This window comes from Solibacillus sp. FSL W7-1436 (genome assembly GCF_038007305.1).
GTDB lineage: Bacteria > Bacillota > Bacilli > Bacillales_A > Planococcaceae > Solibacillus.
Genome location: NZ_JBBOWV010000001.1, coordinates 2,928,456 through 2,945,184, shown reverse-complemented (window position 1 = coordinate 2,945,184; position 16,729 = coordinate 2,928,456). Strand labels below are relative to the sequence as shown.

13 protein-coding genes are annotated in these 16,729 nt (G+C 39.3%); 4 read left to right on the top strand and 9 right to left on the bottom strand.

Annotated features, from left to right (window positions below):
• Positions 1-11 precede the first annotated feature (11 nt).
• Together MKX73_RS14400 and MKX73_RS14395 are read right to left on the bottom strand one after the other, a co-directional pair.
• Complete coding sequence (locus tag MKX73_RS14400; protein WP_340718043.1) at positions 12-878, bottom strand: ABC transporter ATP-binding protein; 867 nt, start codon at positions 876-878, stop codon at positions 12-14.
• On the bottom strand, positions 878-3,361 hold the full coding sequence (locus MKX73_RS14395) for a hypothetical protein (RefSeq protein ID WP_340718042.1): 2,484 nt from the start codon (positions 3,359-3,361) through the stop codon (positions 878-880). The genes MKX73_RS14400 and MKX73_RS14395 overlap by 1 nt, the downstream gene beginning before the upstream one ends.
• Before the next feature lie 302 nt (positions 3,362-3,663).
• Here MKX73_RS14395 and MKX73_RS14390 point away from each other — a divergent pair, with 302 nt between their 5' ends.
• Positions 3,664-4,527 (top strand): helix-turn-helix domain-containing protein, encoded by an 864-nt coding sequence (locus MKX73_RS14390; RefSeq protein ID WP_340718041.1) that lies wholly within the window; start codon positions 3,664-3,666, stop codon positions 4,525-4,527.
• A gap of 46 nt (positions 4,528-4,573) precedes the next feature.
• On the opposite strand, the gene MKX73_RS14385 is transcribed toward MKX73_RS14390, so the two are convergent.
• Entirely contained in the window at positions 4,574-5,173 is a 600-nt protein-coding gene (locus MKX73_RS14385) for a DedA family protein (RefSeq protein ID WP_340718910.1), read from the bottom strand.
• Between the two features lie 657 nt (positions 5,174-5,830).
• Between MKX73_RS14385 and abc-f the strand changes: the two genes are divergently transcribed.
• From abc-f to MKX73_RS14370, 3 genes are all read left to right on the top strand, one after another.
• Complete coding sequence (gene abc-f / locus MKX73_RS14380; protein ID WP_340718040.1) at positions 5,831-7,279, top strand: ribosomal protection-like ABC-F family protein; 1,449 nt, start codon at positions 5,831-5,833, stop codon at positions 7,277-7,279.
• 119 nt (positions 7,280-7,398) lie between these two features.
• Positions 7,399-8,445, top strand: coding sequence for an LLM class flavin-dependent oxidoreductase (locus tag MKX73_RS14375; protein ID WP_340718039.1), 1,047 nt, complete (start codon positions 7,399-7,401; stop codon positions 8,443-8,445).
• Between the two features lie 202 nt (positions 8,446-8,647).
• Complete coding sequence (locus MKX73_RS14370) at positions 8,648-9,592, top strand: bile acid:sodium symporter family protein (protein WP_340718038.1); 945 nt, start codon at positions 8,648-8,650, stop codon at positions 9,590-9,592.
• Positions 9,593-9,732: 140 nt separating this feature from the next.
• Here MKX73_RS14370 and MKX73_RS14365 read toward each other — a convergent pair whose 3' ends face one another.
• The 6 genes from MKX73_RS14365 to MKX73_RS14340 all read right to left on the bottom strand — a co-directional run bounded on the left by MKX73_RS14365 (position 9,733) and on the right by MKX73_RS14340 (position 16,603).
• The gene (locus MKX73_RS14365) at positions 9,733-10,242 is read right to left on the bottom strand and encodes a GNAT family N-acetyltransferase (RefSeq protein ID WP_340718037.1); all 510 of its coding nucleotides are present in this window, start codon (positions 10,240-10,242) and stop codon (positions 9,733-9,735) included.
• Positions 10,243-10,368: 126 nt separating this feature from the next.
• Complete coding sequence (locus MKX73_RS14360) at positions 10,369-12,597, bottom strand: YcdB/YcdC domain-containing protein (protein WP_340718036.1); 2,229 nt, start codon at positions 12,595-12,597, stop codon at positions 10,369-10,371.
• A 646-nt stretch (positions 12,598-13,243) separates the two neighbouring features.
• Positions 13,244-13,927 carry an ABC transporter permease gene (locus MKX73_RS14355; RefSeq protein WP_340718035.1) on the bottom strand — a complete coding sequence of 228 codons (684 nt, stop codon included), beginning with the start codon at positions 13,925-13,927 and terminating at the stop codon, positions 13,244-13,246.
• Positions 13,924-14,823 carry an osmoprotectant ABC transporter substrate-binding protein gene (locus MKX73_RS14350; protein ID WP_340718034.1) on the bottom strand — a complete coding sequence of 300 codons (900 nt, stop codon included), beginning with the start codon at positions 14,821-14,823 and terminating at the stop codon, positions 13,924-13,926. The genes MKX73_RS14355 and MKX73_RS14350 overlap by 4 nt, the downstream gene beginning before the upstream one ends.
• A complete protein-coding gene (locus tag MKX73_RS14345; protein WP_340718033.1) occupies positions 14,820-15,467 on the bottom strand; it encodes an ABC transporter permease in 648 nt (215 codons plus the stop codon). Before MKX73_RS14345 ends, MKX73_RS14350 begins: the two co-directional genes overlap by 4 nt.
• On the bottom strand, positions 15,464-16,603 hold the full coding sequence (locus MKX73_RS14340) for a betaine/proline/choline family ABC transporter ATP-binding protein (protein WP_340718909.1): 1,140 nt from the start codon (positions 16,601-16,603) through the stop codon (positions 15,464-15,466). Before MKX73_RS14340 ends, MKX73_RS14345 begins: the two co-directional genes overlap by 4 nt.
• Between the last annotated feature and the right edge of the window lie 126 nt (positions 16,604-16,729).

Genomic DNA, 16,729 nt, shown 5'->3' with positions numbered 1-16,729 from the left:
GCTTGTTTCTATTATAGATTATAAAAATCACGATACAATTTCTCCAAATTCTGGTTGATCGGATTCACCGAATGGATTTGCACACCGTTTTTCAGTAACCATTGAAGATAAGTTTCAATCGCAAACGCCCCATCTGTAATGAGCAGATTCTCCTTAACTTCATAAGGAAGATGACTTTTTTTCATTACTTGAGGAAAATCACCAGGATATGAATACTTGATTTCGTATTGTACTTCCTTACTTGAATGCAAAGGGTCTGTATAAAGCTTTCCTTCTTTAATGAACCAGATCGTATCCGTCAAATCCTCCAGTAAATCCAGGTTATGTGTTGAAATGACGATGCTGACCCCTTTTGCATGCAGCACTTGAATCAATTGTTTTAATTCAATAATGCTCGTCGGATCCAGTCCATTAAAAGGCTCATCCATTAAAATAATGAGCGGCTCCGTCAATATACTTAACGCGATAAGCAAGTGTTGACGCATTCCGTAAGAATAAGATTTGACGGACTGATGCACATATGAGCGGATGCCGATCAACTCTATGACGTCTTCTATTTCTTGTTGCGGTATATGATAAATGTTCGCCACAAACGATAGATGATCATAACCGGTTAATTGCATATACAAGTAATTATCACTTGGCAAAAAGGAAATATATCTAAAGAATTCAGGGTTGGCGTTGGAAATATTGTTTATATGAACAGTTCCCTTATCAATCTTTTCCAATCCTAATACCGAGCGCATTAATGAGGATTTCCCTGCTCCATTCGGCCCAACGATTCCGATTATTTCACCGGTACCAATTGAAAACGTAATATTCTCCAGTACCCGTTTACTTTTGTATTTCATTTCAAGTTCATTTACTTGCAAAACCATTATGAAGTCACCTTCCTTTTAACTAAAAGACCTACAAAGAACAATAGGCTGCCGCTGATCAGTAAAATGACTGTACCCGTCAGGAAGTTCACTTTTCCATTGTTTGCCTCAATCGATTTCCAGCCATCTACAATATTCCATGTATCAAAATATACAAATGGATTATACATACTACTTGATAATTCTATATAATGGTTCCCTGCAAAGTACCCGGCAATGACAAGTAAAGATGTAACGATAATCGCAGCATAATGGTTTTTCATCAATTTCCCGACAAAGCTGAACAAGCTATTTAAAAAGAATAGCTGCATGAATACTAGCACTCCGCTTTTGAGAAGCAATGAGGTCAAGCTTTCAAAATAGAAATAGGCATTGTTCGCATTTGAAAAGAAAAAATGCTCCTCCATCTGTTCTGTTGCATAAATCAATACCGGATAATCTCCGTCACCTACACCACCAATAAAGGTAGCGATCAAAAAAACAACAGTACCCGTAATGAGCAACAAGCTACAGGAAATCGTTAAATTATAAATCCACTTCATTATATATATAGAAGAAAATCGAATCGGTTTAGTTGCTAAAAAGTTCATCGACGGGTTTGGCCTATATTCGTCGGCCATCGTTGTCCATAACAAAAATATAAAGAAAAACAGGACAATCAGCATTATGTTCCATTCTACTAATCTGTACATAGCAAACGTGCTGCTGTCTCCGTATTTTGTATTTTGTTCCTGGTACAGTTTTAACCGTTCGTAATGTTCCTGATCTAAAGCCTGACTTGGATCATCAAAATTAGATACCCATTTATGTCCAATTGGCCACGGGTCTATCCTTTTGTCATCCAGGAGTATTTCCTGCTCTTCCGATGCCATGTCGGTCAATGTCCAAAGTGTATTATCACTTTCTTTATAAGAACCTGGCTCAAATGAGCTCATCACATCCCGAAATGTCTCGGCAAATGTCGGAGATTGAATGTCCCCCTTCAGATGTTCCAGCGCCACAAACCGCATTTCTAATTGTATGATCATTGACTGATAGGGATTTTGATCAAGCAGTTCCAGCTCTTCACCCGTTTCCTCTGCCATTTGTCTATGCAATTCCTGCTCCATTTCAAATTCATCTGAGACCATTTTCCAATGGACATGATCTTGGATAATCGTATTTTGCGCACTTTCGATTACCTTCAGTGCTTTGTCAGGATATGTTCGGTACTGCTCATTCACTGCAATGACCGTACCCCCGATTATTCCAAACAGCAGAAGAACGGTCATAAGAATATGGCCTTTCCGCCTCTTTTTCAAATACTCAAATTGTAATAATTTAAATTTCCTGTTAGGTTGATACTGTTTTTTGGAAGCTGTATAATCAGGCAAGCCAAAACTAATATTTTGCAAATTTATAACCGTATAAGTAAGCCCTGTACATACCACAGCCAGCAATAACATGATGATCAGATAAAGAACAAAACGATTCGAATTCAGTAAGAGCTGTTCATATGAAACTATCAAGTGAATCGGATTATATCTCTGAAACCCGGTCTTCAAAGAAATCATATAGCTGATTAAAACCGGTACACTGATCAGTGCGAACAGAAAACCTAATCTCGTTTGCTGTTTAATCAGGCAAGTAAACAGCAGCAATAATAGCGCACTGAAAATCCCCCAGCCAATCGGGATAAACACCAGCCATTTCCATATCGGGACTAAAATGATTTCGGAATTCATTGCCACTTCAACAGGATAGTAAATTGTGTTGAGATTCCCTGTTAATAACGGCGGCAGTATCGACACAGCGCATGCAAGGGCGATGTAGCAAAGGACGACCATCAACAAAGGAATCAAGTATCCAAAATAAATGGCTGTACTGGACAATGAATTGATCTTAAAGAAATCGAATGTCCTATTTTCCCTGTCAAACATATATTGATAGCAAAAAGCCAGTAATAGAAGAAAGGCCGTAATGGGACTGAATAGAATATGGAATAATTGTTTTGTAAATAAGGCCGTTTTAAAGGGCGTATTTTGTTCGGTATAGCCCAACTGATGATCAAAAAGCGCTTCCGCTTTCTCCCGTTCTACTTCCACTGTATGTTCCCCAAGATAAGGGATTGCTTTGAATGCTATGTAGTTTTCATATTCATTTAAATAGGCAAGCTGCTGGTCGACTATCTGTAAATCATTCTCGGCTAATTTCTTTAAAATATCGTTTATATATTGCTCTTTCAATAGAAGACTTTGCAGTGATTGCTGTTCTTCCGGTGTAAGACCTATAACACGTTCTTTAGTTAATGTACTCGTAATCAATAAATGCACGGTATCTTTTCGGTTGTTGAACATTTCCTGCAGTTCCTGCTTGGTAGCACCCGATTGCATACTATTCATTACGAACATCGTCCCGACAAGTACAGTAATTGCAACAGGTAATATAAAAATATATTTGCTTTTTAACCAGCCTTTCAGGAGAAAACGAATTACTTCATTCACTATCCACCCTCCTTCACTTGTTGATTTTGAAAATACAGGTTCCTCTTTGAACAGTTTGCCTAAAATGCGTAAGGCTCTTCCTGTTCAAAAAGGAGATGAAACGATCAGATTCGGAATTTACCGATTACTCGTTGTATATGAATCCTCTAATTGCGTAACTCATCCTCCACCGGTCCCAATAATCCACAGTTCAAAAGTTGTGATTAATAAATCTACCATTCCGTCCCCTCCTTTGTATTATTTTTACAAACTATCCGGCGAAAAGTGTATAATATGCCTAAAAGAATAATTTAGGTGATGGAATGAAAAATTACGGGCAAGCTATAAAAGATATCCGGGTCGGTAAAGGCTATTCACAACAATACGTCAGCGAAAAAATATGCTCACAAGGCAATTACTCAAAGTTTGAAAAAGGAGATAACAGAGAAATTAAATTTTCGATCTTGAAGGAATTTTTGGGGCGGCTTGAAATGTCCTATGAGGAGTTTGAATACATAAGCAACAATTATGAAATGCATGACCGTCAAAGGATCATGAAGAAGTTCTACAATCAGACCTATAATTCCGAAAATGCACTGCTCCAAATGATTGAAGAATGCGCTGCCTATTTAAGGCAAAATCCGAATGACAATCTGATCATGAATATTAAAATAGTAATGGAGGGCATGCTCGTTTTGGCTAGGTCGAGTGATTTTGTACTCGCCTCTGAAACTTTATCTCCCATATGGAAGGATCTCTCGCAACGTAATACATTGTATTTAGCTGATATTTATTTGCTGAATGCCATTTTATTTGTATTTCCGATTTCTACTGCAACCGAAATAAAAGAGTTTGCTTTTCGTCATATCGACAAGTACAACGGATTCCAAAATATTAATAAGTTAAAAATAAACTTTCTGATCAATCTGTCGCTGATCAATATAAAAGGAAAAGACTTTGATTCCGCACTCCATCTGTTGCATGATGCAATCGGTAGATGTAAATCGGAGCAGCTTTTTATCAACCTGTCGATCTGTTATGTGAGAAAAGGCGTCTGCCTGAATAACTTAAACGGTGCGGATGAAGGTTTTATAGAAAAAGGGTTAACAATACTTCAGCATTTAGAACAAGCAGAACTAGTAAAAATGTTGGAGAAGGAGATTAAAAATAATTTAATTGTTAAATAGTAGCAAATGTAAAAGGGCAGCCTTTAAATACGGCTGCCCTTTGAATTTATTTTTTATTAGGTAAGTTCATTTTACGTTCCAATAATTTGATGCGGTATTTATAAATCGCATAAATTACTGCCAGAATAATAATGATGATGACAAACGGCTGCAAGTACTGTTTAAACAGATCCCCTGCCTGCTCCCAGTTTTCCCCCAGCTTAATACCTAAATAAACATAAAGCGCGGTAATCGGAAACATTGCCAAAAAAGTATAGATTGTAAATTTCCATACATTCATTTTAGTCATTCCGCAAGGTACAGAAATTGCGGTACGGACAATTGGCATGAAGCGTCCGAAAAATGCGACACCTGCACCATATTTCGCGAAAAACTTGTCCGATGCATTCACTTGCTTTTCATTGATCAAGAAGAACTTCCCGTATTTCAGGACGATTGGACGACCACCATAACGTCCCACAGCATATAAAGTCAACGGTCCGATTGTTCCGCCTACCGTTCCGGCAAGCACCATTAACCAATAGCTGTATTCCCCTTGAGCAATCCAAAAACCGGCCATCGGTAATATGACTTCTGCTGGAATAAACTCAAAGCAAAGTGCCAGTAACACACCGAAATAGCCAAACCCTTTAAAAAACTCAATCATTGATAGAATGATTGTATCTAACAACAAAAACAACTCCAATCATTTGCAATATCCAAAGTTAAAACCGGCAAATCCCGATTTCAACTCCGAAGTCCACTTCTACATTCACTTAGCATACAAAATCTTTAACCGATTCACAATAGAAATTGTGAAAACATGCCATTAATATGTATTCTTCTTTAAAATAGAACGTCTTCTCCTCACAAATGTTGCCTTATCCGCAAAACTTTCAATTTTATAGCATTGTATGTGCAGACAAAAAGCGATATGTCAATGCATGCAGGTCCAACCAAGTCTTGATTTATTTCCCGAAATCTATTATGCTGGCAGTAATACATGAGAAGGAGGGATTTTTCTATGTTTTTTATTCGTTTACGCTAAGCTGGCAATAAAAAAGCAAACCCATTAGTATTGGGCCTTTTTGTCATGCTTGTAAACGAAGAAATCATAGGGATTCCTCTTTAAACGGGAGATTTCTATATTTTTTCGCAGCAGGCATACATATGTCTGCTTTTTTATTGCGTTTTAGACTCACTTTACCAAATGGAGGGCTAAAACTATGCAGATGCTACTATTCTTTTAATACGGGCGGATTACACAAACCGCTCGTATCGATAAGCTATCGGTACGAAATTTTATATTTCGGAGGTAGCAATAATGGAAAACTTAAGCTTTGAACTGAAAAATATACACGTACAATTTTTAGATAAGGATATACTTACAATCCCGCAGCTGGCCATTTATCAATTCGACCGTATCGGGATTGTCGGTAAAAACGGTGCCGGTAAAAGTACTCTATTAAAATTATTGACCGGCCAGCTCATTCCTCATCAAGGGAATGTAAACACACATGTTGATTATTATTATTTTGAACAAACATCCCCTGCCATTACACAAGACAATATTGATATCGCGCTTGCCCATAAATTGAAAGCAGTCGATCCACATAGTGGTGGCGAACAAACGCGTTTGAAGTTATCACAGGCATTCAGCCATTACTACGAGGCAATGCTTTTCGATGAACCGACAACACATTTAGATCAGGACGGCATCCGGTTTTTGCAGGAACAGCTCCGCTATTATTACGGAGCAGTCGTCATAGTCAGTCATGATCGAAACTTGCTGGATAGCATCGTTACGACAATCTGGGAAGTGAGTGATGGGCATGTTTCGGTCTATAGCGGAAATTATTCCGATTATGCAGCGCAAAAAGAACGGGAAAAACAGGAGCAAGCTGCCGCCCATGAAAAATATGTTCGCGAAAAGGCCCACCTGGAGAAGGCTGTTGCTGAAAAAATGAAAAAAGCCGAAAAAATTACCGAGGCAAAAAAGATGTCGAAGAAAGAAACGAAAGCCAAAGCAAATCGTATGTTTGAAACAAAATCGAAAGGTACGAGCCAAAAATCGGTTTACCGCTCGGCTAAAGCAATGGAAAAAAGGATTGAACAGCTCCCTGTGGTCGAGAAAGTAAAAGAAGACGCGCCACTTCACTTCCAACAATCGAAAGCACTGGAACTTCATAATAAAGTGCCGATTATGATGCAGGATCTTACCTTAGCAATCGGAGAAAAGATACTGTTGGATCAATGCCAGCTTCAAGTTCGCCTGCAGGAAAAGATCGCTATAACAGGACCAAACGGCAGCGGGAAATCGACCTTGCTGCAAGCGATTATCGAAAAGCATCCAAACATTGATCTTTCACCGAAAGTAAAAATCGGTCACTTCTCACAGCTTGCTTATCAAAACTTACCGGATGAGACTGTCTGGGATTTTATAAAAACTAGAAGTGAATACAGCGATGCATTTATTCGCACTGTTTTGCATCAAATGCAGTTTGAACTGAATGATTTACAAAAGCGGATCACTGTTTTAAGCGGCGGTGAACGGATTCGGTTGCTATTAAGCGAGCTTTTTTTAGGACAATATAATATTCTCCTGCTTGATGAGCCGACGAACTTCCTTGATATGGCGACAAAAGAGGCATTGGCAAAGTTTATTATGGCCTATGACGGTACCGTTCTTTTTGTCTCACATGATGACTATTTTGTGAAACAGGTAGCTACAAGAATTATAGAAATAAAAGATAACACATTAAATGAAGTGTGATTTCACAGTTCTTTCGAGACGACAATTCTTTCATTTCCAACCGATGTACACTAAAATAATTCATATGGTAATGATAGTAAGAAAAGGAAACGAACCATTTATTATTTGGAGGTCATCACATGGAAATAGGTATTTCAACATTTGCAGAAACGACACCGGACGTTTTAACAGGCGAAACAGTAAGTCATGCCGAGCGACTGCGGCAAATCGTCGAAGAAATTAAGCTCGCGGATGCGGTAGGACTGGATGTGTATGGTGTCGGAGAACATCACCGCGAGGATTATGCAGCATCTGTTCCTTCTGTTGTACTTGCTGCAGCTGCAATGCAGACAAAACAGATTCGGCTCACGAGCGCTGTAACCGTGCTGTCATCGGATGATCCGGTACGTGTTTTCCAGCAATTTGCGACACTTGACGGACTGTCGAATGGCCGCGCCGAAATTATGGCCGGCCGCGGTTCTTTCATTGAATCGTTCCCACTGTTCGGCAACGACTTGAACGATTATGATGCGCTTTTTGAAGAAAAACTCGATCTCTTATTAAACCTTCAGGAAAATGAAATAGTGTCATCTACCGGCCATTTCCGTCCGTCTATTCCAGGACGCGGCATCTATCCGCGTCCTGTACAGGAAAAATTGCCGATTTGGATTGCAAGCGGCGGTACACCACAATCTGCAATCCGTGCCGCTACATTAGGCTTACCGTTAACATTGGCGATTATCGGAGGAAGTCCGCTGTATTTTGCACGTATCGTTCAGCTGTATTATGATGTGGCGAAAAAAGCAGGTCATGATATTTCAAAGCTGCGTGTCGCTTCCCATTCCCATGGGTTTATTGCAGATACGACAGAACTTGCAGCAGAGCAATTTTTCCCGTCAACAGCAGCGGCAATGACGAAGCTCGGACGTGAGCGTGGATGGGCTCCGTACACACGCGAAGCATTTGATGATGCCCGCAGCTTGGAAGGCGCTCTTTATGTAGGGGATGTGGATACGGTTGCGAAGAAAATTATTTATCTATATGAACATGTCGGCATTTCAAGATTTTTCCTGCACGTTCCGGTAGGTTCCATGCCGCATGACCAAGTGCTGCATGCCATTGAATTGTTGGGTACGAAAGTTGCACCAATTGTACGCGAGGAAGTAGCAAAAATAAATAATAGATAAGAATGTTAGTTAATGGGCTGTGCAGTATTTTACTGCACAGCCCATTTTTTGTGACGTTTGCTTTTCCCTATTTACCCAAAACTTTTCGACTATATTCACTAGAATAATAACGAAATTGCTTAAAATTCTGAAAATTATTGCAATTATAAATTCAATAAATTACAATAACATGTATTCAATAGAAAGCTGAGGTTACATCATCATGGGAGTTTTACAGAAGGTAGGAAAGTTTGCAGGTAATACATTTGCGATTTGGGTACTCGTTGCAGCCGGTTTAGCGATTTGGATGCCTGAATATTTCACATGGATTGGCAGTTACATCACCATATTATTAGGGATCGTCATGTTTGGTATGGGGATGACATTGAAATTAGATGATTTTAAATTAATTCTTCAACATCCTAAAGGTGTTATTATCGGGATCGTTTCACAATTTGTCATTATGCCGCTACTGGCATTTGCGTTAGCGAAAGTTTTCAATTTACCACCTGAAATTGCGGTTGGAGTTATATTGGTAGGTTGTTGTCCAGGAGGTACGTCATCTAACGTTATGACATTCCTGGCGAAAGGCAATACAGCATTATCTGTTACAATTACTTCATTCACAACATTGTTGGCACCATTTGCAACACCCGCCCTTATTTACTTACTGGCAAGCGAATGGTTACCGGTTTCATTTATGGCCATGTTCATGTCGGTAATCAAAGTTGTATTAATTCCGATTATTTTAGGAATCGTTGCACAATTCATATTCAGACCAATCGTAGAAAAAAGTGTTGATATTCTTCCAACTGTATCGGTAGTGGCAATCGTGATGATCGTCGCTGCGGTAGTAAGCGGAAGCCGTGATAAAATCTTGGAAACAGGATTAGTTATCTTTGCCATTGTCATTTTACATAATGGGTTAGGCTACTTGATCGGATTCTTGGTAGCGAAACTATTTAAACTGAAATACGATGATCAAAAAGCAGTATCGATTGAAGTAGGAATGCAGAATTCAGGTTTAGGAGCGCAATTGGCGATGGCCCACTTTGATCCGGTATCAGCCGTTCCGAGTGCGATCTTCAGCTTCTGGCACAATATTTCAGGGCCAATACTTGCTACCTATTGGGGTTCAAAAGCAAATAAGAAGGAAAATAATAAATAATCATTACATAAAAAGGTACGAATTCATCGTGATTCGTACCTTTTTTTTTCGTTCGTATGTAGTATTCAGATTAATTTATCTAGTTATTCTGTGAGTTGTTTACATCCTGTACATGGTTTCATTTTGTAAAAAGGACCTGTCTATTCTTTCAAAAATAACTTATATTGCACTAAATTAACTTGTTTACCTATGTATGAATCAGTTCCTATACGGCTTACTTCTGTAAATCCTACCTTCTTCATCATTTTTCTGGAGCGATGATTTGTTTCATGTGTCTCTCCGAAAAATGTGGTAATTCCGAAATGTTCATTTGCGTAATTCATTAATTTTTTTATCATTTGTGTACCGATTCCGGCATTCCAAAGAGTACTGTCTCCAATGGCAATACCAATTTCAGCACTATTATTTTTAATTTCTGCCAAATCGGCATAACCGATCAGTCTATTTTTATATTCAATTCCTAGACGGATCATATCTTTTTGTTGATTGGCTACACAGCGTTCCCACCATTTGAATACTTCCATATGATCTCTATTTTTCTGCCATCCGTTCGCTTCACAAAAATGCACATCCCTGCTCCAATCAACTACAGCATTGAAATCTTCTAATTTCAGCTTTCTATAGAAAATTTCATTTCGATTTATATCCATGTTCCACCTCCACCATTATGATTTCCGCAATGTACGAGTCCTCGTAGCTCCACTTTTCACTTCATAAAATATGAAAACCCTTGCCGTTAAATGGCAAGGGTTTTCTCATTTAAACTAAACCCGCTATTAATAGTTAGCAATTTGATATTCGTTCATTTTATGAGCTAAACGAATTGTCACTTGAGCTAATTGTGCATACGTGACTTCACTAGTTGGCTTCAGCTGGTTATTTTCAGCTTCAAGTAATCCCATTGCATATGCTAATGCCACATGACCACGTAAATCCTTATCCACTAGTGCGGCATCACTGTATTTCAATTCATATATATCACTCAGTTGAGCAGGTTTATTTAGTTTCAGTGTTCCAATTACCCATTTTGCCAGTTCCTGATTTGTAAGAGCTGTCTTAGGATTGAATGTTTTAGCAGATGTATCGAGCATTCCCATTTTTAATGCACGTGTGACAAATGCATAAGAGGGATCGTCTGGTGTTATATCAGTAAATGATTCATCCGCCGTTTCAAACTCATTGTATCTTGAACTGTAATACATGTATGTTACCGATTTCAGTAAAATTTTCAACGCTTCATCTTTAGTGACAGGTGCATCCGGGTTAAATTTTTCATCTACTTCTAAAATACCGGCATGAATTAAATAATTTAATTCCTCGGCAGCTTTTGGATGTTCGATTTTCGGCTTGTCCGCATTGGCCATTCCATATGCATCAAACCATTCACCCGTTTTGGCATCAATGCCCGCAGATGCTCCTTCTTTGAAGACTGGTTGGTATGCTAAACTGTAATGTTCCTCATTCCCCACTTTAGGATGATTCACATATTGCAGCTTCAGTTCCAACTCATCTTTCAGCATTTTTGTTGCTTCCTGTTCCGATAAAATATCGGTTGCTGCCGGCCACTCCAAATCACCATAATCGCTCATATATACATTCACTAAATCACCTGTTTTGGCATCGACACCTACCGAGATATTGTCTCCTACTACCGATAGGCCGTTCACGATCCGCGGGAATGTAAAGTTATAGCTGTTATTGTAAGTTTCATGGTAGCCATCATCTACAGGCAATGCATACTTGTGAGCAGATGAAGGTATCCATTCTTTCACAAGAGCGATCGCTTTATCCAATGCCTGTTTTTGTGTTAATTTCACTTCCGGCTCACTGTCATCAGTGTCTACTTCAAGATTGCTTTTAATGTCACTGTAATGAATGAATTCTCCTGTTGCTTTATCAATTGTCAGCACAGTTCCTGTTCCACCATTGCGATAGTTGTACATATATTGAATGTTGAATACTTCTTTACCAGTCTCAGATGTTGTTTCTTCAACTGCTCCAATCTCCAGTTGAACACCTTTTATATCAGTTGCAAGCAATTTCTCGGCAAATACCCGTGCCTGGTCTGCTGTCATGTTCGGCTGTTTTGCCGCTAATGGCGAATCTACAATTGGTTTAATAGATTTAGCAGATAATGTTGAAGAGAGCCCATCGGAAGTTAACCATTCCCCTGTTTGCGCATGGACACCTGCCATAACCTGGCTATTTGGTTCATAAACAAGCTTAACTTTAGGATTCCCTGTTGAATAATCCGGTACAATTGTATAGGACAACTGTGCTTTTAATGCATCTTGCAGACGGTTAGCAATGGAAGATTCATCTAGTTTTTTGGACGGATCATCATACGTGAAATTATTTTTTGGAGAGGTTGTTCTATAAAATGATGATACAGTGCCATCTCCTAACACGCGGATATTAATAGTCTGATCTGAAATAGGAATACCTGCATTTTTCTTCTCATAAATAAATGAGTATTCAACAGGCTGCGTTAAAATGGATGGTGAGTAATAATCGTATGCGTTTGGTACAATCTTGTACCCCTCGCCCTTATTGAATCTTTCCATGAATTTATCCGCTGCCTTTTGCGCTTCTTCTTTAGAATATTTTGCCGGGAACAATACTTCCTTTGTATTAATTGGCTGATAGTAGAATTGTTCTAACTCTAACGTATCTCCCACAAAAATAAAGTTTCCATGTTCATATTGATCACCAATATTCTTTGAGAAATAAAGCTCATACCGCACTGTAGAATCTGTAGGATGTGAGTATCCTGTTCCAGTACGAAAATCTTTTTCAGATACATTTAGAAACTCATTTGGAAATAACTCTCGGAAACGTTTCATTAAATCATCTTTTGTTACCGTTGTATTTGTTTGCGCGACTTGAATCGGCAATGTCTCCATTCGTTCATTTCCGATTGTTGAAGCACTAGCAATTGGTGCTAATAACCCAACAGACAACGCTGTTGCAGTTAACATGGCACCCGCCTTTTTAAAAGTTACCACTCTTCATCCCCCTAACCCTTTTTCGTAAAACATATGTTTACAATTACATATTACGTATGACAGTTACATTAAGTTTCATAAAATGTAATAATTTACCTAATAACTATAAATCTCCAATGCCGATCAGCCATATGTCTAACCGTTTGATCAATAACATTTAAATCAAGTCCTTCCTTCACCTCTTTTTAAAAACATTACCAGTTATTTTGGCGTTTATTTCAAATTATTCCTAAAAGAATAAAAAGAGGCCGGGACCTAAGTAGAATGACCGTTAAATAAGAGGAAAGACATTAATAAATAACCGATATTTACAAAATTGATTGGAATGCAGGGCGAGTGTTCGTGCTGACGGTTTCCCCTTTCGCACTGTTAAATCACTAGCTGTCGGCTACAAGATTTTCTCTGTGACGAAAGCGTAAGAGACAGTCACAAGCAAAGCTTCCTGCGGGAATTGCGAAATTTATTTTGCGACGAAAGCGAAGCGGCAGGAGCACTGACGCCTGAGACGTTCGTGTAAGGCCACGCCAGCGGAAAGCGTCCCGGAATGGAAATCAATTTTAACGTTCAGCAAAAAAAACGCAATTTTTCTGAGAGAAAAATTGCGTTTTTGAGTTATGTCCCGGCCTCTTTAAAACTTTCTATTATTTTAAGCAGCAACTCTTAATTTTTTTCGTTTCGTCGGATCAAGTCGTTTCTCGAGCCATAACAGTAAAACATCTGCCAAAATTGCCATTATAGCGGTTGGAAGTGCGCCCGCCAAAATAATTGCTGTTCCGCTCGTAGCATTTGTTCCTCGGATGATAATGTCACCAAGTCCGCCTGCCCCGATAAACGCACCGATTGCGACAATACCGATCGCCACGACAAGGGCAATACGAATACCTGTTATAATAACGGAAAGGCTCAGAGGCAGCTCGACCATATACAGGATTTGAATTTTTGTCATCCCCATCCCACGCCCTGCATCAGTTAAGCTTCGATCAATATTCCTTATACCAACAAACGTATTTTTAACTATCGGCAAAAGAGAATAAAAGAACACAGTCACAATAACCGTCGTTTTTCCGAGACCTAACACGAGCATAATGATCGCCATTAATGCAAGCGCTGGAATCGTTTGAATAATATTAGCAAGAGTAATGACCGGTCCTGAAGCCTTCGGAAATTTCGAAATCCAAATCCCTATTGGAATACCTATTATGGATGCAAGCAATACACCATACACAGACAACTGAAAATGTGCGAGAAATTGTGAAAATACATAAGAACCATTTTCTCTCATATAAAAGAAAAATTGTTCAACTACCGATAGCTGTGTCATATCTGTCATGGTGTATCATCTCCTGAAAAATAATCGTGTTCCTTTAGGAATTCCTCAGCAACAACTGCCGGTTCAATTAAATTATTGTCAGCGAGGAAGTTCAGCCTTTGCATTTCTTCTGTGGAAATTTTTCCGACCAGTCGCTGCAGAGCCTTTCTTACTTCAGGCTTTTCCTCCAGTAAATCTGTGTCTGCAAATGGGGACGCATCATATGGAGGGAAAAATTGCAGATCATCTTCTAAAACAACTAAATCATAAGAAGCGATACGTCCATCGGTAGTGTAACCTAGCACGACATCTACTTCGTTTTGCGAAACAGCATTATAAACAAGCCCGATCTGCATCGGGAAAACACGTCCGAAGTCAAAGCCGTAAGTTTCTACAAAGCCTTCATAACCATCACCTTCACGGTTCATCCATGATGTATCAACGCCGACTTGTAATTCAGAAGCTATGTCCTTCAAATCACTGATCTTTTCTAATCCGTATTGTTTGGCTGTTTCCTGTGTCACCATAAAAGCATACGTATTATTAAAACCGTATGAATCGAAAAACGTCATTTGAAACTCATCCTGAAATAATCGTTGAACAGCTGCCAAAGCCTTTTGCGGATCGCTTATCGGCTCTTGTTTCAGCGTCCCTGTTAAATCCGTCCCTGTATAGCGCACAGCTGAAATATTCGCATCGCCATTCAGCATCGCCTGATGAAGGACAACGGATGACCCTAAATTATTTATTAGTTCCACTTCTTCATCGGTGTAATATTCAAGCATTCCTTTCACAATATAAGCGATAATCTGACTTTCGGTTGTTACAACTGAACCAATTCGGATTTTGTCATTTGCTTCATTGCTGCAGGCGCTTAGTAAAATTGTGACCAGGAATATTACTATCAATTTTTTCATGATGTTCGACCTCCTTGCATACGAAGCCCTTTTGGAATCATGAACCGTTCAAAACGACTTAACAGGAAGTCTACGAGCAGGGCTAAAGCAGTTACCAACAATGCCCCTCCTACTATGAGCTCTGTTTTATATAAATTCAGTCCATTAAAAATAAAATCCCCCAGTCCGCCAGCACCAATATATGATGCTAGTGTCGCCCAGGAAATAACGTATACTGCGGATAAGCGGATGCCTGACATAATAATCGGCATCGCAAGAGGTAATTCTACCATTCGCATCGATTGCATCGGTGTCATGCCCATTGCTGTACCCGCCGCTTTAATATTTTGATTAACAGATTGCATCCCAATAAACGTATTATTCAATATCGGCAGTAAAGAATAGATACATAAAGCAAAGATTGCCGGCACTTTACCTACACCTAAAAAAGGAATCATAATTGCTAAAAGAGCAAGTGACGGTACCGTTTGCAGGACACTTGTAACTGTTAGAACGATTTTTGCAATTTTTTTCGTTTTCGATAACAATATGCCGAGAGGAACGGCAATGACCACTCCTAATAATAGAGCGCTAAAAGATATGTAGAAGTGCTCCCATGTTTTGAGTAAAATATCGGCACTGTTTTCCGTAAAAAAGCCTATCATGCATCCATCAGCTCCTGTTCCTCTTCTCCCCAAATCGAGTCGTATACAATATCTACGATGTTCGCACGGGTAATAAGGCCAATAAGATGCTGCTGATCGTCAACAACCGGAATATTGTTCAAATTGAGATTTAAAATACGGCGAACTGTATCCTGTAGTTTGGAACCCGTCTTCATGAAAATAACATCCCGATTATATACTTCCGATACACTTTTTTTCGTGCGCGCATTTCCTGTTAAACTTTCGACTGTTAAAAAACCGAGTAATCGATTTTGGCCATCTGTAACAAACAGCGTATCGACGCGAGATTTGACCATTAAGCGTATCGCCTCGTCCAAACTGCGTTCAACCGTAATTGAAACCGGCTTAATCATCACTTCATCTACCGTTTTCACATTCGGCTTTTGCTGTATTAAACGATGGGAACCTATGAATTCTTTTACAAAGTCATTGGCCGGATCCGCTATTATATTATCAGGAGTATCAAATTGCACCAGCTTTCCATCATGCATAATAGCAATGCGATCCGCAAGTTTAATCGCCTCATCCATATCATGCGTAACAAAGATTATTGTTTTATCCAGTGTTTTTTGGAGCTCTTTAATTAAGTCCTGTAATGTATCGCGTGTAATCGGATCAAGTGCACCGAACGGCTCGTCCATCAAAATGATGTCCTGCTCAGCGGCAAGGGCACGAATTACACCAATCCGCTGCTGCTGCCCGCCCGAAAGCTGGGATGGATAATAGTCCAAATATGTTTCAGGTAAATTGACCAACGATATGAGATACTTTGCCGTTTCATCACGCTTCTCTTTTGACCACTGAAGCAGCCGTGGTACAAGCGTAATATTTTCACGAATCGTCATATGCGGCATTAAACCAATCTGCTGAATGACGTAGCCGATACTTCTCCTAAGAGTGACCGGATTCATCTTCGTAATCTCTTTTCCGTTTATTGAAATCGTCCCGCTAGTAGGCTCTACCATGCGATTCAGCATACGGAGAGCCGTCGTTTTACCACTACCGCTCGTACCAATAAATGCAATAAATTCCCCTTTTTTAATATCAAGAGTCAAGTTATCAACGGCCACTTTCCCGCCACGGTATACTTTGCGTAAGTTTTCGATATGTAGCATAGTGCTCATTCCTTTTCCCATGAATTATCGTATTTCCCTATTTTGATAAAATACTTTATTTATATACCCCATTTTTTCAAAAACGTAACAACCGAGACATATAGCCGGCAGTTTTGTAATAAAAGT

Coding starts and splice junctions, on each gene's coding strand:
- MKX73_RS14400 (WP_340718043.1), bottom strand. CDS start 878: ATGGTTTTGCAAGTAAATGAACTTGAAATGAAATACAAAAGTAAACGG.
- MKX73_RS14390 (WP_340718041.1), top strand. CDS start 3,664: ATGAAAAATTACGGGCAAGCTATAAAAGATATCCGGGTCGGTAAAGGC.
- MKX73_RS14385 (WP_340718910.1), bottom strand. CDS start 5,173: ATGATTGAGTTTTTTAAAGGGTTTGGCTATTTCGGTGTGTTACTGGCA.
- abc-f (WP_340718040.1), top strand. CDS start 5,831: ATGGAAAACTTAAGCTTTGAACTGAAAAATATACACGTACAATTTTTA.
- MKX73_RS14375 (WP_340718039.1), top strand. CDS start 7,399: ATGGAAATAGGTATTTCAACATTTGCAGAAACGACACCGGACGTTTTA.
- MKX73_RS14370 (WP_340718038.1), top strand. CDS start 8,648: ATGGGAGTTTTACAGAAGGTAGGAAAGTTTGCAGGTAATACATTTGCG.
- MKX73_RS14365 (WP_340718037.1), bottom strand. CDS start 10,242: ATGGATATAAATCGAAATGAAATTTTCTATAGAAAGCTGAAATTAGAA.
- MKX73_RS14355 (WP_340718035.1), bottom strand. CDS start 13,927: ATGACAGATATGACACAGCTATCGGTAGTTGAACAATTTTTCTTTTAT.
- MKX73_RS14350 (WP_340718034.1), bottom strand. CDS start 14,823: ATGAAAAAATTGATAGTAATATTCCTGGTCACAATTTTACTAAGCGCC.
- MKX73_RS14345 (WP_340718033.1), bottom strand. CDS start 15,467: ATGATAGGCTTTTTTACGGAAAACAGTGCCGATATTTTACTCAAAACA.
- MKX73_RS14340 (WP_340718909.1), bottom strand. CDS start 16,603: ATGCTACATATCGAAAACTTACGCAAAGTATACCGTGGCGGGAAAGTG.